Origin of the sequence: Bradyrhizobium sp. UFLA03-84, assembly GCF_002289535.1 — a bacterium.
GTDB classification, from domain to species: Bacteria; Pseudomonadota; Alphaproteobacteria; order Rhizobiales; family Xanthobacteraceae; genus Bradyrhizobium; species Bradyrhizobium viridifuturi.
Genome location: NZ_NSJY01000016.1, coordinates 1 through 18,129 on the forward strand (window position 1 = coordinate 1; position 18,129 = coordinate 18,129).

The 18,129-nt window shown below is 63.2% G+C and carries 19 protein-coding genes, 2 tRNA genes and 1 pseudogene; 11 read left to right on the forward strand and 11 right to left on the reverse strand.

The features are described 5' to 3' along the window. Both CK489_RS42685 and CK489_RS29895 read right to left on the reverse strand, forming a co-directional pair. Positions 1 to 842, reverse strand: a pseudogene (locus CK489_RS42685) (hypothetical protein); the annotation flags it as partial. Between the two features lie 22 nt (positions 843 to 864). Then, positions 865 to 1,821, reverse strand: coding sequence for a TRAP transporter substrate-binding protein (locus CK489_RS29895; RefSeq protein ID WP_095735185.1), 957 nt, complete (start codon positions 1,819 to 1,821; stop codon positions 865 to 867). Between the two features lie 256 nt (positions 1,822 to 2,077). Between CK489_RS29895 and CK489_RS29900 the strand changes: the two genes are divergently transcribed. The 5 genes from CK489_RS29900 (at position 2,078) to CK489_RS29920 (ending at position 5,087) form a co-directional block, all read left to right on the forward strand. Further along, complete coding sequence (locus CK489_RS29900) at positions 2,078 to 2,281, forward strand: hypothetical protein (RefSeq protein WP_016847743.1); 204 nt, start codon at positions 2,078 to 2,080, stop codon at positions 2,279 to 2,281. Between the two features lie 188 nt (positions 2,282 to 2,469). Then, complete coding sequence (locus CK489_RS29905; RefSeq protein ID WP_095734885.1) at positions 2,470 to 3,114, forward strand: hypothetical protein; 645 nt, start codon at positions 2,470 to 2,472, stop codon at positions 3,112 to 3,114. 98 nt (positions 3,115 to 3,212) lie between these two features. Then, the gene (locus CK489_RS29910; RefSeq protein WP_050405629.1) at positions 3,213 to 3,413 is read left to right on the forward strand and encodes a hypothetical protein; all 201 of its coding nucleotides are present in this window, start codon (positions 3,213 to 3,215) and stop codon (positions 3,411 to 3,413) included. Between the two features lie 37 nt (positions 3,414 to 3,450). Next, complete coding sequence (locus CK489_RS29915; RefSeq protein WP_244485931.1) at positions 3,451 to 3,618, forward strand: hypothetical protein; 168 nt, start codon at positions 3,451 to 3,453, stop codon at positions 3,616 to 3,618. A gap of 170 nt (positions 3,619 to 3,788) precedes the next feature. Further along, entirely contained in the window at positions 3,789 to 5,087 is a 1,299-nt protein-coding gene (locus tag CK489_RS29920) for a hypothetical protein (protein ID WP_095734886.1), read from the forward strand. 62 nt (positions 5,088 to 5,149) lie between these two features. Here CK489_RS29920 and CK489_RS29925 read toward each other — a convergent pair whose 3' ends face one another. Beyond that, positions 5,150 to 6,040 (reverse strand): class I SAM-dependent methyltransferase, encoded by an 891-nt coding sequence (locus CK489_RS29925; protein ID WP_095734887.1) that lies wholly within the window; start codon positions 6,038 to 6,040, stop codon positions 5,150 to 5,152. Between the two features lie 413 nt (positions 6,041 to 6,453). Here CK489_RS29925 and CK489_RS29930 point away from each other — a divergent pair, with 413 nt between their 5' ends. Then, positions 6,454 to 6,639, forward strand: a complete 186-nt coding sequence (locus CK489_RS29930) for a hypothetical protein (RefSeq protein WP_095734888.1) — start codon at positions 6,454 to 6,456, stop codon at positions 6,637 to 6,639. Between the two features lie 139 nt (positions 6,640 to 6,778). On the opposite strand, the gene CK489_RS29935 is transcribed toward CK489_RS29930, so the two are convergent. Beyond that, positions 6,779 to 6,855, reverse strand: a tRNA-Asp gene (locus CK489_RS29935). Between the two features lie 308 nt (positions 6,856 to 7,163). Between CK489_RS29935 and CK489_RS29940 the strand changes: the two genes are divergently transcribed. Together CK489_RS29940 and pepT are read left to right on the forward strand one after the other, a co-directional pair. Then, complete coding sequence (locus CK489_RS29940; RefSeq protein WP_283806241.1) at positions 7,164 to 7,487, forward strand: HU family DNA-binding protein; 324 nt, start codon at positions 7,164 to 7,166, stop codon at positions 7,485 to 7,487. A gap of 268 nt (positions 7,488 to 7,755) precedes the next feature. Then, positions 7,756 to 9,012, forward strand: coding sequence for a peptidase T (gene pepT / locus CK489_RS29945; RefSeq protein WP_095734889.1), 1,257 nt, complete (start codon positions 7,756 to 7,758; stop codon positions 9,010 to 9,012). Between the two features lie 123 nt (positions 9,013 to 9,135). Here pepT and CK489_RS29950 read toward each other — a convergent pair whose 3' ends face one another. The 3 genes from CK489_RS29950 to CK489_RS29960 all read right to left on the reverse strand — a co-directional run bounded on the left by CK489_RS29950 (position 9,136) and on the right by CK489_RS29960 (position 10,690). Then, on the reverse strand, positions 9,136 to 9,987 hold the full coding sequence (locus CK489_RS29950) for a class I SAM-dependent methyltransferase (protein WP_095734890.1): 852 nt from the start codon (positions 9,985 to 9,987) through the stop codon (positions 9,136 to 9,138). Between the two features lie 90 nt (positions 9,988 to 10,077). Then, positions 10,078 to 10,383, reverse strand: coding sequence for a YciI family protein (locus CK489_RS29955; RefSeq protein WP_095734891.1), 306 nt, complete (start codon positions 10,381 to 10,383; stop codon positions 10,078 to 10,080). 22 nt (positions 10,384 to 10,405) lie between these two features. Beyond that, positions 10,406 to 10,690: a hypothetical protein gene (locus CK489_RS29960; protein ID WP_095734892.1), complete on the reverse strand. Its 285-nt coding sequence runs from the start codon at positions 10,688 to 10,690 to the stop codon at positions 10,406 to 10,408. Between the two features lie 273 nt (positions 10,691 to 10,963). On the opposite strand from CK489_RS29960, the gene CK489_RS42410 reads away from it, so the two are divergent. After that, complete coding sequence (locus CK489_RS42410) at positions 10,964 to 11,146, forward strand: photosystem reaction center subunit H (RefSeq protein WP_095734893.1); 183 nt, start codon at positions 10,964 to 10,966, stop codon at positions 11,144 to 11,146. A gap of 18 nt (positions 11,147 to 11,164) precedes the next feature. Here CK489_RS42410 and CK489_RS29970 read toward each other — a convergent pair. Further along, positions 11,165 to 11,239 (reverse strand) — tRNA-Val (locus tag CK489_RS29970). A gap of 63 nt (positions 11,240 to 11,302) precedes the next feature. Next, positions 11,303 to 11,719, reverse strand: a complete 417-nt coding sequence (locus CK489_RS29975; protein ID WP_095734894.1) for a GFA family protein — start codon at positions 11,717 to 11,719, stop codon at positions 11,303 to 11,305. 204 nt (positions 11,720 to 11,923) lie between these two features. Between CK489_RS29975 and CK489_RS29980 the strand changes: the two genes are divergently transcribed. Continuing rightward, positions 11,924 to 12,592: a GntR family transcriptional regulator gene (locus CK489_RS29980; RefSeq protein WP_095734895.1), complete on the forward strand. Its 669-nt coding sequence runs from the start codon at positions 11,924 to 11,926 to the stop codon at positions 12,590 to 12,592. 1 nt (position 12,593) lies between these two features. After that, entirely contained in the window at positions 12,594 to 13,805 is a 1,212-nt protein-coding gene (locus CK489_RS29985; protein WP_095734896.1) for an MFS transporter, read from the forward strand. Positions 13,806 to 13,884: 79 nt separating this feature from the next. Here CK489_RS29985 and lon read toward each other — a convergent pair whose 3' ends face one another. Together lon and clpX are read right to left on the reverse strand one after the other, a co-directional pair. Then, a complete protein-coding gene (gene lon / locus CK489_RS29990; protein WP_021079149.1) occupies positions 13,885 to 16,314 on the reverse strand; it encodes an endopeptidase La in 2,430 nt (809 codons plus the stop codon). Positions 16,315 to 16,635: 321 nt separating this feature from the next. Continuing rightward, positions 16,636 to 17,910 carry an ATP-dependent Clp protease ATP-binding subunit ClpX gene (gene clpX, locus CK489_RS29995; protein ID WP_018271869.1) on the reverse strand — a complete coding sequence of 425 codons (1,275 nt, stop codon included), beginning with the start codon at positions 17,908 to 17,910 and terminating at the stop codon, positions 16,636 to 16,638. Between the last annotated feature and the right edge of the window lie 219 nt (positions 17,911 to 18,129).

The window sequence follows — 18,129 nt, forward strand, 5'->3', positions numbered from 1 at the left end:
GCGCCGGCGTTGCCGCCATTACCGCCATTGCCACCAAGGCCGCCGCCGCCACCCCCGCTGCCGCCTGCGCCGTAATTGCCGCCGTTACCGCCGTTGGCCTGGTTGCTGGCGAGCGCAACATTGTTCACCGTGACATTGGCGCCGTTGGCAACGAACAGCGCGCCGCCGGCGCCCATACCGCCGCCGCCGCCGCCATCGAACCCGTTGCCGCCATTGCCGCCCTTGGCCACGGCGTTCTGGATTGTCAGGTTATTGACCGCAACGGTGCCCGAGTAGACGAAGAGCCCGCGCTGCACGCCGCCGCCGTCGAGCGTGAAGTTGCCGCCGTTGATCGTGACCCTGCTGCTCGAATTGATGACCGGCAGCGTTGTCCCGCTGGTCAGCGTGATGTTGTTCGTGATGTTGAGCGTATAGCTGGTGCCCGGATTGTTATCGATCGTCGTCAGCGCTGTGACGAGGCTCGCTCCATCGCTGGCGTTCAGCACCGTTTGGGCGTGTGCGCCGGTCCCGCACCCGACGAGCAATGCAAGGGTTACCGCGACCCGTTGCAGACGGAGAAAACGGAAGCGTTCCACAACGTGCACGCGCATGGCATTCCAACTCGGACCGCGCGCCGCGCGGCCACTGAAACTCTCAGCGTGAGGTTGTATCCCCTGAGACATCCTGCCGCATGACAAAAAACGAAAATGGAACCGAAAGCCCGACGGTGTGCTTTCTGCGCCACAAAGGATGTCCCCGCATGTCGTCGCACCAGCGCGACGCGTTGGTGTGAGAGCTTGCCGGGATACTTGCGCAAGCATGCCGATCGCGCATCGCATTGCGCGCGCGATCGGCCGTTGCATTACTGCTCGCGACTTTGTGCCGTTACGTCAGCTTGCCGGTAAATTTCTCCAGCGACGTCCAGGCGTCCGCGCCGTAGGTCTTCTGCCACTGGGTGTAGAAGCCGGCTTTGACCAGCGCGGCCCTGAACTGCACGGGATCCGGCTTGTTGAAGGTCATGCCCTTCTCGGTCAGCTCGGCCTGCAACGAGCGGTCCATCTCGACAAGGTCCGACCGCTCCTTCAACGCCGCGGCGTCGAACGCGGCGTTGATGATCTCGAGCAGATCCGGTGGCAGGCCCGCCATCGCGCGGCGGTTGCCGAGTATCCAGTAGCCGCTCCAGCAATGGTTCGAAAGCGCACAGTATTTCTGTACCTCGTAGAGCTTTCCGGTCGAGACCTGCGCCAGCGGATTCTCCTGCCCCTCGACGATGTGGGTCTGCAGCGCCGAATAGAGCTCGCTGTAGGAGATGCTCGACGGCAGTGCGCCGAGCCCCGAGAACAGCGAGGTCAGCAATGCCGTCACCGGCACGCGGATCTTGAAGCCCTTGAGATCGTCGACGCTGTTGAGCTGACGGCTCGACGACGAGGTGATCTGACGAAAGCCGTTGTCCCAGACCTTCTTCAGCGGCACCACGCCGGTTTTGGCGATCGCCTCGCGGACGAGGTCGCCGACGCCGCCGTCCATCGCCGCCCAGACCTGGTCATAGGACTGGAAGGCGAAACCGATGCTGGGCAGACCGGACAGCGGCACCAGCGTCGACAGCGTCATGCTGGGTGCGGCCAATAGCTCGATACCGCCGGCGCGGACCTGCGACAGCATCTCCGGATCGCCGCCGAGCTGGCTGTTGGCAAACACCGTGATGTTGAGCCGGCCGCCCGACTGCGCGCCGGCAGCTCTGGCCGCCTCGGCCAGACGGATTGTTAGCGGGTGGGTTTCCGGAGTGTTGACGCCGAGCTTGAAGTCGAACTCGGCCGCGGCAAGAACCGGCTTACCAAACATCGTGGCGGCCATTGCCGCAGAGCCGGCGCCCAGCACCCGGCGGCGGGTCATATTCGTTGTTTTCATTATTGTTTTTCTCCCGGGCGCATCCCGCGCCTGGGGTGAGTTTCGGCCCTCCGCCTGTGTGACGCAAGGCACGGTGAAACTAATCCTGCCGTGGCACGAAACCATTTCAAGGAACTCACGAAACGATCCGGAAACAGATCGGGCTTACCAGTAGCTGCCATAGACGGCGCATAGACGCCCGGAGGCGACCATGAACCACTCGATCCATTCAGCTGATCGCGCGACCCACCTCAAGATCGTGGTGGTTGCCCTCGTTGCGGCCATCGGGATTGCGGCTCTCGGCATCTCGGCGCGGAACAACGCGGATTTCACCCAGACCGCCCAGACCACCCAAGTCATCAAGGCCGGCAAGCCGGTCGCGATCACGTCCTCGGGGACCTCGACGGTCCGCTAGCATTTATCAAGCTTCGGCAGACAAAACGGCCGCCTTCGGGCGGCCTTTTTGTTGGGCCTGATCGTATCGAGCGCCGGCCAGGACGGGATGGCCTTTGCCGCCGGGTTCGGCTACGGCGGTTGCAGGACCAACGAGACCAGCGCGCGAGATCGATGCGTGCAAGGTCGCAAGCCGGCAGAGCGTCGCGAATGACTGAGCCTCGCCTCGCGGGCGACCTACTTGTAGAGCCGCAGGACACTCCCCGCGCCGGCGGGATGTCCACCCTGCTCGGGCTGCCGACGTCACTGCCCTTGGTGCTCGACCTCGACGGCACGCTGATCAGGGGCGACCTGCTCCATCTCAGCTTCTTCTCGATCCTGCGCCGCAATCCGCTGATCGTTCTCGCATGCGCCGTTTGGCTGACGCGCGGCCGCGCGGCGTTGAAACGCCAGCTCGCACTGCGCCAGCGCATCGACTGGAGCCGGCTCGAACTGCACCAGGACGTCGTCGCATTGGCCGAGCACGAAAAGGCCGCCGGCCGCCGTGTCGTGCTGGCGACCGCGGCCGACGCGCTGCTCGCGAACCAGCTTGCATCGCTTCTGCCCTGGCTCGACGACGTGCTCGCCTCGGACGGCAAGCACAACCTGAAGGGCGCCAACAAGGCGGGCCTGCTGGTGAAGAGGTTTCCCGGGGGCTTCATCTATGCCGGCGACTGCACATCCGATCTTTTGGTCTGGGCGCACGCCGCCGGAATCATCACCGTCAATGCGCGCGAAGCCTTGCGCGCCGCCGTCGCCGCGCTCGGCAAGCCGACGTTGCATCTGCCGGATCGCGCGGCCGCGGCGAAATCTTAACCGCGTCCTAACGCGGTCATTCGATTGCGATCCGCTCCACGACCCCCGTCTTAAAAATTGTTCCGTAAGGTGGGCGTCAACAGAGGCGCGGGCCCACAATGAATTTGCAGCAGCAAGTAATTTCCACCGGCTTCAAGATCATCTGTACCGATTGCGGCAGCCTGGCGATCAAGGTCGCCGATCCGGCGCACGCCTCCGGCGACACCATCATCGAATGCCGCCGTTGCAACGCCGTGCGCGGCACGGTGGCGGACCTGCACACCCTGGCGCGGCGGGGCCGCGACCTGTTCGAATTCTAACCCGGCTCCGCCGATGCTGTCAGATCCGAGCGCGACCATGCAGAACGACATTCCCCTGGATACGGTCTGGTCGATCCTCGAAGCCGCCAACGAATTGGGCGATACAAACACGGTTGACGCCTGCCGCCGCATCATCGACGCGAATTTGCGCGGCGATGCGCCGGGACAATCCGACCTGAACGCGGTTGCCGCATTCTTTGCCTGATCAGGGCAACCTGTTGCCGATTGCGCGTTCAATGCGGCGCCGCGGTGACCGATCGCACAACAGAAACATTACTATACAGACCGCAACGTCGCTCAACGTTGCCTGACTTGATTCGATCGAAGCCGGCTGGCTAGTTGCTGCACAGCTCTCAATTCGAACGGGCCGATGCAATGACGCGCGATGACCTGGTTGTCGGGGGCACGATCCTCGGGTTCTTCGCCGTCAGCACCGCCTCGCTGATCGCCTGCGGGCACGCGTTCCCGGCGATGCATGTCTGGCGATCCGGCATCACCGCCGAGGCCATCCTCGGCACCGCCATCATGGCCATCTTCATCCCGGCATTCGCCGCGGGACGGTTCAGCTTCGGTTATCTGGTGAGCTTCTCGCTGCTGTCAGCCGTGTTCGGCTTCGTCTGGCTCAGCTTCTTCAGCGCGTTCGACTATCCGCACGCGATCGCCCGTTGGGCCATGATCGCCGCGCTGGCCGCCGCGATGCTCCCGCTGATGTTCCAGAACATACCGGTCTGGCGGCCCCGCCTGTCGGAGGCCGCGATCAAGCACGTTGCGCTGCTGCTGCTGGCGGCGTCCGTCGCCGTGCTGATCTTCGACATCTCCTACGGCGTCAATCTCGGCAATCCCTACGGCGCGGCCCGCAACGCCGTCGCCCGACCGGCCCTGTTGAATTACCTCACCGGGATCATGATCGGAGCGGTGCTGCCCTATCTGTTTGCGCATTTCGCATCGCGCCGGCAATGGTTGCAGGCGGCTTGCATGTTGCTGTTCGCGCTGTGCTTCTATCCAGTCGTCAACAACAAGACCGTCCTGTTGTTGCCGATCTGGCTGCCATTCCTGTTCTGGCTCTACGGCCACTTCAATCCGCGGCTGGCCACGGTGCTCGCATTCGTGCTGCCGGCGTCCATCGGGCTGACGGCGTTCGCCGTTCTGGCCGCCGACAAGGACTATGTCGTGTTCAGCGCCATCAACCTGCGCTTCCTCGCGATCCCGTCACTGGCGCTCGATCAATACGCCGACTTCTTTGCGCACCGCGAGCTGACCCGGTTCTGCCAGATAACGATCCTGCGACAGGTGACCGCCTGCCCGTATGGCGAACTCGGCCCGACGCTCGGAGCGATCTATCGCGACGGCAATTTCAACGCGTCCTTCCTCGCGACCGAAGGCATCGCGTCGGTCGGTCTCGCGCTGGCCCCGGTTTCGGCGCTGGTGTGTGGCTTGATCCTGTCGGTCGGGTCGACGGTCTCGCGGCATTTGTCGCCGCGCTTCATCGCGGTGTCATCCGGCATCGCCGTTCAGGCCATCATGAACGTGCCGCTGACCACGGGCCTGGTCTCGAACGGGATCGCGCTGCTGTTCCTGCTGTGGTGGCTGACGCCGGAACAGCGCGCGGAATTATCCCGCAATCCCGAGCACGCCGCGCGGCAGGTCGGCGTCGTCGGCCTCGCGGTGTCCTGATCTTGCACGCCCGGCGACATGGCGGGCGCGCAAGGCACAGTGCCGACACGCGGGCGACCCGATCAATGTGGCCTTACCTTCTTTCGCAGAACGATAATGCTCTGATAGGGCGAGATCCCGTTCATGCCGACGTCGACGATATCGAACCGGTCGGTCCAGTGCTCCTCGATGTACTGCTTGGTGATGATGGTCTCACCGTATGTCATCTCGCCATCGACCGGATAGCTTAGGGGATAGAAGTAGAAGCCGTCTCGCCGCACCGTTTCGGTGATCTTTTGCTGATCCCACCCGGGCAATTTCGAGATCGGCTCATAGAATGCATATGCCGGCGGCCGCACCGTCAGAAGGAAGAGACCGCGATCCTCCAGCGCGGCATGGACCGCGTCGAGGCATACGTCGCTCGCGACCGCGGAGAGATGCGTCCAGATCGACAGTGCGTAGGCGACATCGAATTTCTGGTTGAATGGAAGACGCTTCGGCAGACTGTCCGACACCACGATATCGGCGCGAGGGTTGGAGCGTTGCGCGACCTGGATGATGCCCTTGTGGGGATCGCACCCATGCAAATTGCGCAGCGGCACGTCCTTCATGAAATATCTGAGCACGCTGCCCCAGCCGCAACCGTAATCCAGCACCGAACACTCTTCGAACGGCTTGTCCAGATGCAGCCTGAGTTTGTCATGTATCAGCCGATAGGTTTCGATCACCGCGGCGCCGAGCTCCATCCCGGAACGACCGCTCCAGCTCTTCTGGGTGCCTGCATCGGGCGGATCGGGAATCGTCGCCTTGATGGCGTCGAAGCCATCATACTCCTTCCAGAGCAGCACGCTCCAAAGATAGGGATCGTCGATCCACTTGAACGCTTCGTACGCAGACTCTCCCCTTCCGCATGCGGCCTCCGTCCTCGCCAGCTCGTCTTTGTAGTATTCGTTCAGCCACAGGCTCCAATCCATCCGCAGGTCTCCTATTCTGTTTGTCGGTCCTTGCCGCGCCAGCGTTTGCGAAACTGTCGATGATTTCTTCGGCACCTTTAAGACGCGTCATACGCGTGAGTTCCGGAACGAGGTGGAACCGCGAACGCGGCTCTTGCTGCAAGCCTTGCGACCGCTTTCGTCAAGTGTAGCTCGTAATTATAACAACTTTAAGTAGTTTATCCCGCCGGATACAGCAGCGACGGCATCGGCTCGACTTCAGCCGAGCAAAGTAAGGTTGACGTCAGGCTGGCGCGTTACGCTGCACATGTGAACCGCGACCTGCGCTGCTTCCATTTCTCCACCACCCCGGGTGGCGATAGTCACTACCGCGTTCGCCTGTTTGATGCTCGCGTGAGGGCGCTCCAGCCGTGCGGCCTCCAGGAACCGTGTCGATGAAAGTCCGCGAGCTCATCCAAGCACTCCAGGCACTCCCTGATCAGGACGCAACGGTCGTCATCGGAGAAGGAGCACAGCCGGAAACCTGGCTGATCGTGTCAGGCGTGGCGGAATGCCGGATTGCGCGCGTGAACGACGATCATGCGATCGCCGGGGGCGAACCGGCGATTGAGATCGTCTGAAAGATGTGAGCTTGGCGCGGCTCTGGGATCTCGAAGATGCGTGCTGGAAAGCCCGGACGGGGTGGCGTCCAAAGCGTCATGACGCGCGTAGCGTGGCACGTCTCAAATCTGGAACTTGGGGCTAAGTGCCTGATAAGACTGGCGCGAGAGACGGGACTCGAACCCGCGGCCTCCGCCGTGACAGGGCGGCGCTCTAACCAACTGAGCTACTCCCGCGGATGCCGATCGTCGGATTGATCCGCGCAGGACCGAGGGCATAAAGGCCCGCATCCCGATAGTCAAGCGCGTTGCGGATCCCTGCGCGGCAAGGCCGTTTTTGCGCTGTGGACGCGAGTTGTCGGCTGTTTTCAAGGGAAACGGTGGTGTCAGCAAGGCTCCGAATCAAATAAGGCCTGATACGTCTGGGTTTCCTGTGGCCGGGCCCGGCGCTGCCCGTTCCCAGAACCGGCGGTTTCAGGAGTTTTCCGGACGCATTTTCCCGACGCGAACGGCGCGCCATTCGCGTGAAATGCAGCAATCCAGCCATTCAGCAACGAGGAGGGCCACACATGGCGAAGAAAGCAGCGACCCCGGCGACGATCACGCTGAAGCACTTGGCGGCGGCCATCGCCGAAGAGCAGGAGCTGTCCAAGAAGCAGGCCGAGGCGATCCTGACCGACATGGTCACCCGCATCACCAAGCACCTCAAGAAGGGCGAGCGGATTCGCATCGTCGGCCTCGGCATCCTCCAGGTCCGCAAGCGCGCCGCCCGTATGGGCCGCAACCCGGCGACCGGCGAGCAGATCCAAATCAAGGCGAGCAAGAAGGTCGCCTTCCGCGCCGCCAAGGAGCTGAAGGAAGCCGTCTAGAGCCTGGTCCATTCCGATTGAATCGGAATGGGGCTCTAGATTCTTGTTTTGCGCGTTTTCTTCACGCCAACCGGTACCCGCTTCGCTTGAAAACTCTATAGGGTTCTCTCTCTCCGTTAAGACAAAGCGCCATTCCGGCCCGCGACGCGGCCCCGGAGTGGCGCTTTTCTGTTATAGAGTAGTCTCCTGGCTCGCCTCGATGCGGTTTGCTTGCGCGAACCAACTTCGCCAAGGCGCGTTGTCCCCGTCCCTACCTTGCGCGGTCTCCATGCTGGCACCGGTTCTCGACTTCAATCACACCGTCACCGAACGCTTCCTGCGCTATGTCGTGATCGACACCCAGTCCGACCCGGATTCGCCGACCTGCCCGTCCACCGAGAAGCAGAAGAATCTCGGCCGCCTGCTGGTTACCGAGCTGCAGGCGATGGGCATCGCCGACGCGCATCTCGATCCGCATGGCTACGTCTATGCGACGATCCCCGCCAACACCGACAAGACGGTGCCCGTGATCTGCTTCTGCTCGCACATGGACACCTCACCCGACTGCACCGGCAAGAACGTCAAGCCGCAGGTCGTCAAGAACTATCGCGGCGGCGATATCGTGCTGCCCGCCGACTCCACGCAGGTGATCCGCGCCGCCGAGCATGAAGCGCTCGCCGACCAGATCGGTAACGACATCATCACGACCGACGGCACCACCCTGCTCGGCGCCGACAACAAGGCCGGCCTCGCCGAGATCATGGATGCCGCGCATTTCCTGATCACCAATCCGCAGGTGAAGCACGGCACCATCAAGATCCTGTTCACGCCGGACGAGGAGATCGGCCGCGGCGTCGACAAGGTCGACATCAAGAAGCTCGGGGCCGATTTCGGCTACACCATGGACGGCGAGACCGCGGGCCATATCGAGGACGAGACCTTCTCCGCCGACGGCGCCAGTATCATCATCGAAGGGGTCGCGACCCATCCCGGCTTCGCCAAGGGCAAGATGGAGCACGCGATCAAGATCGCGGCCGCAATCGTCGATCGGCTGCCGAAGGATACCTGCTCGCCCGAGACCACCGAAGGCAAGGAAGGCTTCCTGCATCCGGTCGCGATCTCGGGCGCGCTGGAGCATGCGCGGATCGACTTCATCGTGCGCGACTTCACCGAAGCCGGCCTGAAGCAGAAGGAAGCGCTGCTCGATACGATCGCCAAGGATGTCATGAAGGGGTATCCGCGCTCGACCTACCGCATGGAGGTCAAGCAGCAGTACCGCAACATGAAAGAGGTGATCGACCGCCACCCGCGGATCGTCGCCTACGCGATCGAGGCGATCGAGCGCGCGGGACTGACGCCGGTGAAGACCTCGATCCGCGGCGGCACCGACGGTTCGCGGCTGTCCTTCATGGGATTGCCCTGCCCAAACATCTTCGCCGGCGAGCACGCGTTCCACTCACGGCTCGAATGGGTCAGCCGGCAGGACATGGAAAAGGCGGTGCAGACCATCGTGCATCTGGCGATGATCTGGGAAGAGCGAGCGTAGGCTCGTCGCTACTCTCTCCCCGTCATTGCGAGCGAAGCGAAGCAATCCATATCTCAACGCGCGGATACATGGATTGCTTCGTCGCTACGCTCCTCGCAATGACGATACAACTAACTCGTTCTCCTACGCCCGCGCCGTCACGATCCAGATCGCACCCGGCAGCGGCACGGAATTGCCCTTGACGAACGGCGCCAGTGCCTCGCGTATCGATGCGATCGCGGCGGAGCGCACCTCATCCGGGTGGCCTTCCAGCGCGCGACTCGCCGGCCCGATCTCGAGCGCGCCCTGGATCGCCGCGTCGACGCCGCGGCCGGTTGCAACATCTAGCTCGACCTTGCACGGCTCCATGGCGACGCCGGAGAAACCGGCTTCGCCGAGAATCCGCTTCACCCGGGCTTCGGAGGCAAATGAAAACGGGCCGGGATCCTCGGGGCCAAGCTGCGGCAGTTTCGGCACGTGCTTGTAGACCGCCTGCAACGGCGCCATGAAGAACGGATTTTCGCGCGGCTCCTGCCAGCAGGCAAAGGCAAGACGGCCGGTCGGCTTCATCGCTTTGTGCAGATTGGCAAAGGATGTCGCGGGATCGGCAAAGAACATCACGCCGAAACGCGAGGCCAACAGATCAAAGCTCTTAGGCGCGAACGGATAAACGGTGGCGTCGGCAAGCGTGAATTCGACCGGCAATCCCTGCGGCGCGCTCTGCCGCGCCCGCGTCAGCATCGGCTCCGAGACATCGACGCCAAGCACGCGGCCCGCGGGCGCGACCTTTGCCGCCAGCGCAAAGCTCGATGCGCCGCTGCCGCAGCCGACATCGACGACGCGTTCGCCAGCCTTCGGCGCGGCGCGATCGATCAGCAGGTCGAGCACCGGCTGCAGCACGACGTCCTGCGCGGCCTGTCTCGAGGCCCAACGCTGACCACCCGGCCCGTTCCAATATGCAATCTGATCGGCGTTCTGCGGATGGCCTGCGTTCATGCGATCAACCTCGTTGGGAAGACGTCTCGTGTCTCATGTTTGGGCATGATCTTTGTCGGAAAACCGCTTCGCACTTTTCCCCATCATGCCTTAGCAAGTCTCGCGCGTCGCAGCGCGCAACATCGGCATGACCTGATAGGTGAATCCGGCATTGGCCTTGGTGACGGGATCGTTGGCGACGATCTCCTGCGGATCGGCGTCGTCGGATAGCTGCAGCACGCCCAATCCCCAGACGCCGGCGGGATCGGCGACCGGCCCGAAGATCAGCGCCTTGCCGGCCTGCAGCAATTCGCCGCAATAGGCGACGTGCGCCTGCATGATGGCGACTTCCTGCGGCGTCATGTCTTGCGGGAAGGTCGGGCGCGGTCCGATCAATTTGCAGACGTAGTATTTCATCGACCTGGTCCGCGTTCGCTGACTATTTGGCGGCTGCGCTCGTGGGCTTGGCCGGCTTTGTCTTGGCGGCATTTGCCTTGGTAGCGCCCTGGCCGTCATTGGGGCGCGCAATACCCCAGGGGTCAGTCGGCTTCTGGTCCGGCACACCGCTCAGCGCGCGCTGATAGGCGCGCTGCTGCCGCGCCTCATTGGCCGCATCGGCCGGCGATTTCTCGACCTCTTCGCGATAGCGCTGAACATGGTCCGACTGCGCCAGTGCGGGTCCGCCAATCATGGTGAGGAGTAAAATCGCGGCGATTTTGCGCATGCATCAAGTTCCCGGGTTAGGCGAAGAGAATAGCATCGCAGCAAGGCCGGCATCAAACCCGCACACGTGACTTTCGGCACCTTTCGCGCCATCGGCCACCGAACGACATTGCACAGGCCAGCGCGGAGCAAGCGCGGTCCCGGCCACCCCACATGCTACCCCACGGTCGGGATCGCGCCCTCTCCACGCGCTCACAGAGGGCCGCGCAATGGCCTTGCTAGGTAGGGCTCTTCAACCAGAGACCGCTTTGCAGCTCGTGAAACACGCGCCACCATCATTCTGCGCGAGCACGTGCAAGCGGAGGCCGAACTGGTCGGAAGGGCCGCTGTTCTCACCGACGGAACTGCGCTGACCGTTGAAGGCGTATTTCTGGACGAGTCGCACGGGTTGCGCATCTCGATCGCAGGGCACATTGGGAAGTGGCCGATCTCGACAATCAGGATGCTTCAACCGTAGCCCGTAAGTCGCGAAGGCTGGTGGGCGGTGAGAGGATCGAACTCCCGACCAATGGTGTGTAAAACCAGCGCTCTACCGCTGAGCTAACCGCCCTGACCTGCGCGCCTCTTTAGCCTCGCCCGGCCCCGAGGTGCAAGGCCGCAAAGCCTCAATCCGTCAGCTTGAGCTCCAATCCTCGGGCCGCGCGGGCAATCCCTGGAGGTCATTGATCCAGGGGGCGGCGGAGCGACACCAGACCTGGCGTCGCGGGGTCAATTCGCCGCGCTGGCGAATGCTGCCCCAGCGGATGCCCCAATCATCGGGACCTCCATCCTCGCCGCTGGTGAACAGCGGGGAGCCGCAATCGCCGCAAAAATGCTGGAAGCGGATCCGGCCATTATCGCCGCGTTTGCCGTACACTTTCGGCGCGCCTTGCGTCAGTCCGACCTGCTCGGCGGCGCAAATCACCGTGACCCGATAGGACGAGCCGGTCAGCGCCTGGCAATCGGTGCAATGGCAGATCGACACCCGTTCGGGATCGATCTCGGCCTGGAAGGTCACGGCCCCGCAATGGCATTGCCCGTCGATCCGCATCGGCGCTCTCCAACTCAACGTCGTGCAACAAGGCAGTTCCGGCGCAGTCGTTCCCTCGCGATCGTCGGAGGGGCTTTCCCGCGCGGCTTGGTCCCCCAGATCGGACCACGCCACGGGCACAATCCTGGTATCCCAAAATGGGATTGTTTGGGATACCAATTCGGGATACGCCAACCAAACTATTCCCACACCGGCGGACAGCCCATGTCGCAGATGCTTCAGATCCACGACCAGCTCCGGGAGATGATCCTCTCTCTCGATCTCGGCCCCGGCGAGCGGCTGACCGAGCGCTGGCTCGAGAGCCGGTTCGAGGGATCGCGCACGCCGATCCGTGCTGCGTTGGTGCGGCTCGAAGGCGAAGAGCTGGTGCGGCGCGACGGTCGCAACTGGATCGTCGCGCCGATCGACCTCGGTGAGTTGGAAGCGCTCGCCGAGTTCAGGATCCCGCTGGAGACGACCGCGGTCGGCCTCGCCTGTGCGCGCGCAAGCGCGGCCGATATCGCCGGCGTCGAAGAGATGCTGGATGCCTGCCAATCGGGCGCGCCGCGCGAGGAATGGCATCGCGTCGGCACCGATTTCCACGTCGAGATCGCGCGCCTTTCCGGCAATCCGTTCATCGTCAAGGCGATCGCCGGCGCCATGACCCGGCTGTCGCGGGCGCGCTGGCTCGAAGTGTGGACCGAACCGTCGCGCGAGCAGGCTTGGCGCGAGCATCGGCGCATCCTCGGCTTCATCAAGGCCAACGATCCGGATTCTGCCGCGCGCGAGGCCGCCGCCCACATCACGGAGACCCGCGACCGTCTGCTGCACTCGCTGAACGAGGACCGCCGCGGCCTGCGGGCGCGTGGTTTCGCCGTGATCGGTCTGCGCTGACATGAATATGGAAATCGATCGCGAAGCAGCCCTCGATGCGGGACCCTGGAGACGCAACCTGATCGTCTGCGTGCTCGGCTCCTTCACGACCATCGTCGGCATGACGCTGCTGCTGCCGTTCCTGCCGCTTTATGTCGAGCAGCTCGGCGTGACCGATCACGCCGCCATCGTGCAATGGTCCGGCGTCGCCTATGGCGCAACCTTCTTCAGCGCGGCACTGACCGCGCCGTTGTGGGGACGGCTGGCGGATCGCTATGGCCGCAAGCTGATGCTGATCCGCGCGAGCCTCGGGATGGCGATCGCGATGTCGCTAATCGGCATGGCGCACAATGTCTACGAACTGGTCGGCTTGCGACTGCTGACCGGCCTGCTCGGCGGTTACGCCTCGGGCTCGACGGTGCTGGTCGCAGCGCAGACGCCGAAGGCGCGGTCCGGCTGGGCGATCGGCGTGCTGTCCGCCGGGATCATGGCCGGCAGCCTGGTCGGCCCGTTGATCGGCGGCGTGCTGCCGGGCCTGATCGGCATTCGCAAGACCTTCTTCCTGATCGGCGGGGTCATCTTCATCACCTTCCTCGGCACCACCTTCCTGATCCGCGAGGAGGCGCGCCCGAAGGCGGCGAAAGGCAGCAAGGCGCGTGGCGGCTGGTCGCTCGTTCCGGACAAGCGGCCGGTCATCGCAATGTGGGGCACCGGCCTGCTGCTGATGATCGCCAACATGTCGATCGAGCCGATCATCACGGTCTATGTCGCGCAACTGGTCGAGGCGCCGCAGGTGACGTTCGTGGCCGGCCTCGTGATGTCGGCGGCGGCCTTCGGCAGCCTGTTGTCGTCATCGCATCTCGGCAAGCTCGCCGATCGTGTCGGCCACTGGCGGATCATCATCATCTGTCTTGCGGCCTCGGCGGTGCTGCTGATCCCGCAGGCCTTCGTCGTCAGCGGCTGGCAGCTGATCCTGCTGCGCTTCCTGATGGGTCTCGCGCTCGGCGGCCTGCTGCCGTGCATCGCCAGCGTGATCCGGCACAACGTGCCCGATGCGGTCACCGGCAGCATGCTAGGCTACTCGATCTCGGCCCAATATGCCGGCCAGGTGATCGGCCCGCTCGCCGGCGGCTTCATCGGCGGCCATATCGGCATGCGCGCCGTGTTCCTCGGTACCAGCGTGCTGATGGCGCTCGGAGCGCTCGGCAATTTCGTCGTCGAGAAAAAAGAGTAGTCGCCTGCCCGCCTCCTCGTGACGACAAAACAAAAACGGCGCCCGAAGGCGCCGTTTTCTATTTCAATCGTAGCTCGCTTCAGTGCGCCGTCAGGCCGCCGGATGCTTCGTCCGAAGCGTCGGGCTTGACGTCGACCTTGCTGGCCTCCTCTTCCCAGACGATCGGCGCCGGCACACGAACCAACGCCTTGGCGATCACCTCATCCAGCCGCGAGACCGGGATGATCTCCATGCCGCCCTTGATCGCATCGGAAATCTCCGTGAGATCCTTGGCGTTGTCCTCCGGGATCAGCACCGTCTTGATGCCGCCGCGCGCGGCAGCCAGCAGCTTCTCCTTCAGACCGCCGATCGGCAGCACCCGACCGCGCAGCGTGATCTCGCCGGTCATCGCGACATCGTGGCGGACCGGAATGCCGGTCATGACCGAGATGATCGCGGTGGCCATCGCAACACCGGCGGACGGACCGTCCTTCGGGGTTGCGCCCTCCGGCACGTGAACGTGGATGTCGCGGCGGTCGAACATCGGCGGTTCGATGCCGTAGGTGATCGCGCGCGAGCGGACGTAGGACGCCGCCGCCGAGATCGATTCCTTCATCACGTCGCGCAGATTGCCGGTGACCGTCATCTTGCCTTTGCCGGGCATCATGACGCCTTCGATGGTGAGCAGCTCGCCGCCGACATCGGTCCAGGCCAGACCCGTGACGATACCGACCTGATCCTCGTCGTCGATCTCGCCGAAGCGATACTTCGGCACACCGAGGAACTCTTCGATGTTCGCCTCGGTGACCTTCACCGATTTCTTCTTGGAGATCATCAGCTCCTTCACCGCCTTGCGGGCGAGTGTGGAGAGCTCACGCTCCAGGTTACGCACGCCCGCTTCGCGGGTGTAGCGGCGAATCATCAGCAGCAGGGCCGCGTCGTCGATCGACCATTCCTTGGAGTCCAGACCGTGCTTGGAGAGCGCGCTCGGGATCAGATGCTTGCGCGCGATCTCGACCTTCTCGTTCTCCGTGTAACCGGCGATCCGGATGATCTCCATGCGGTCCATCAGCGGGCCGGGAATATTCAGCGTATTCGCGGTCGTGATAAACATCACGTTGGACAGGTCGTAATCGACTTCCAGGTAGTGGTCGTTGAAGGTCGAGTTCTGCTCGGGGTCCAGGACCTCAAGCAGCGCCGACGACGGATCGCCGCGGAAATCGGCGCCCATCTTGTCGATCTCGTCCAGCAGGAACAGCGGATTCGAGGTCTTCGCCTTCCGCATCGACTGGATGATCTTGCCGGGCATCGAGCCGATATAGGTGCGGCGGTGACCGCGGATCTCGGCCTCGTCACGCACGCCGCCGAGCGACACGCGCACGAACTCGCGGCCGGTCGCCTTCGCGATCGACTTGCCGAGCGAAGTCTTGCCGACGCCGGGAGGCCCGACGAGGCACAGGATCGGTCCGGTCAGCTTGTTGGCGCGCGACTGCACCGCGAGATACTCGACGATACGGTCCTTGACCTTCTCGAGCCCGTAGTGGTCGGAGTCCAGCACCGCCTGCGCGGCCTCGAGGTCCTTCTTGACCTTGGACTTCTTGCCCCACGGAATCGACAGCAGCCAATCCAGGTAGTTGCGCACGACGGTCGCTTCCGCAGACATCGGCGACATCTGGCGCAGCTTCTTCAGCTCGTGCTGCGCCTTCTCGCGCGCTTCCTTGGAGAGCTTGGTCTTGGAGATCTTCTCCTCCAGATCGGCCAGTTCGTCGCGACCTTCGTCGTCGCCGAGCTCCTTCTGGATCGCCTTCATCTGCTCGTTCAGGTAATACTCGCGCTGGGTCTTCTCCATCTGGCGCTTGACGCGCGAGCGGATGCGCTTCTCGACCTGCAACACCGAGATCTCGCTCTCCATCAGGCCCAGCACCTTCTCCAGGCGCTGGGTGACGGACAACGTCTCCAGGATCGCTTGTCGATCGGCAATCTTGACCGCGAGATGTGAGGCAACGGTGTCGCCGAGCTTGGCGAAATCGGTGATCGCCTGGACCACGCCGACGACTTCGGCGGAGATCTTCTTGTTCAGCTTCACATAGCTTTCGAAGTCGGACACGACCGACCGCGCCAGCGCCTCGGCCTCGACCGAGTTGGCGTCCGTGTCGGCGAGTGCGACCGCTGTCGCTTCGTAGTATTCGCTGCGGTCGGAATACTTCTCGACGCGCGCGCGCTCGAGGCCCTCGACCAGCACCTTCACGGTGCCGTCGGGCAGCTTCAGCAGCTGCAGGACGCTGGCGAGCGTACCGGTCTCGTAAATTGAATCGGGCGCCGGATCATCATCGGACGCGTTCTTCTGCGTCGCGAGCATGATCAGCGCGTCGTTCTTCATCACCTCTTCGAGCGCGCGGATCGATTTCTCGCGGCCGACGAAGAGAGGCACGATCATGTGCGGGAAGACGACGATGTCGCGAAGCGGCAGCACCGGATAGGAATGGCTTTCGCCGTGGACGATCGTTGGCCGGGGTTTTGAGGTCGTCATGGCCTTATCCTTTTGTTTTGCCCCCTTGGACGCAGTCCGCCTGCTTGCGCAACCGCCACAAGGTGCCTTGGTGATCCGGAACGAGATTGCCGTCGGCAGCCGCTTATTCCGCATCGAAAAGCGACGAATCTCAACACATGAGATCCGTCACCGATAGCATTAGGTGGCTATCAGGCGGGGGGGTGTCAAGTCTGAGAAGTGCCCGGAAATTCAGGCTAAACAGGCATTTACTGCGATGCCACAACGGCGCTGCTGTTGCGCCGCAACGGCCGCCGGATCGCCCGGCAGCCGTGCAATTTTAGCGGTTCGAGACGCGTGCGGTTAGGCGCTCGCGCTGCTCTCGACGGCGCGGTCGGAACGATCCGCGTAGATGTAGAGCGGACGCGCCGTGCCCTCGACGACCTCGCGCGAGATCACGACTTCCTCGACGCCTTCCAGGCCCGGGAGGTCGAACATGGTCTCGAGCAGGATGCTCTCCAGGATCGACCGCAGGCCGCGCGCACCGGTCTTGCGCTCGATCGCCTTCCGGGCGACCGCGCCAAGCGCCTCGTCGGCGAAGGTCAGCTCGATGTTCTCCATCTCGAACAGCCGCTGGTACTGCTTCACCAGCGCGTTCTTCGGATCGGTCAGGATCTTCTTCAGCGAGGTCTCGTCGAGGTCCTCCAGCGTCGCCACGACGGGCAGACGGCCGACGAATTCCGGGATCAGGCCATACTTCAGCAGATCTTCCGGCTCGACGTGACGGAAGATCTCGCCGGTACGGCGATCCTCCGGCGCGAGCACCTGCGCCGCGAAGCCGATCGAGGTCGAACGGCCGCGCGCGGAGATGATCTTCTCGAGGCCCGAGAACGCACCGCCGCAGATGAACAGGATGTTGGTGGTATCCACCTGCAGGAACTCCTGCTGCGGATGCTTGCGGCCGCCCTGCGGCGGGACCGAGGCCACCGTGCCTTCCATGATCTTCAGCAGCGCCTGCTGGACGCCCTCACCCGACACGTCGCGGGTGATCGAGGGATTGTCCGACTTGCGGCTGATCTTGTCGATTTCGTCGATATACACGATGCCGCGCTGCGCGCGCTCGACGTTGTAGTCGGCCGCCTGCAGCAGCTTCAGGATGATGTTCTCGACGTCCTCGCCGACATAGCCGGCTTCGGTCAGCGTCGTCGCATCAGCCATGGTGAACGGCACGTCGAGGATGCGGGCCAACGTCTGCGCGAGCAGCGTCTTGCCCGAACCGGTCGGACCGATCAGCAGGATGTTCGACTTCGCCAGTTCGACGTCGTTGTGCTTGGTCTGATGGTTGAGCCGCTTGTAGTGGTTGTGGACGGCGACCGACAGCACCTTCTTGGCATGGCTCTGGCCGATCACGTAGTCGTCCAGGACCTTGCAGATTTCCTTCGGCGTCGGGATGCCGTCGCGCGACTTCACCAGCGAGGACTTGTTCTCCTCGCGAATGATGTCCATGCAGAGTTCGACACACTCGTCGCAAATGAAGACAGTCGGTCCGGCAATCAGCTTGCGAACTTCATGCTGGCTCTTGCCGCAGAACGAGCAGTATAGCGTGTTCTTGGCGTCGCTCGTGCCGACCTTACTCATTCATTATCTCCGTCCGCCGTTCGATCTCGTTTGCCAGATCGACCCAATCCGGCACATAACCGGCGTCTTGGGTAGATAGAGCAAATTCCGTACCAAAAAAGACCCTACGCAATACTGACCGTACGAATCACGGTTTATTCGAATCTCCGCGATCATAGCCGATGCATTACAGCCAACCATGCTGGCACCCGACTATCAAGAATTCGCTAATCGGATGGC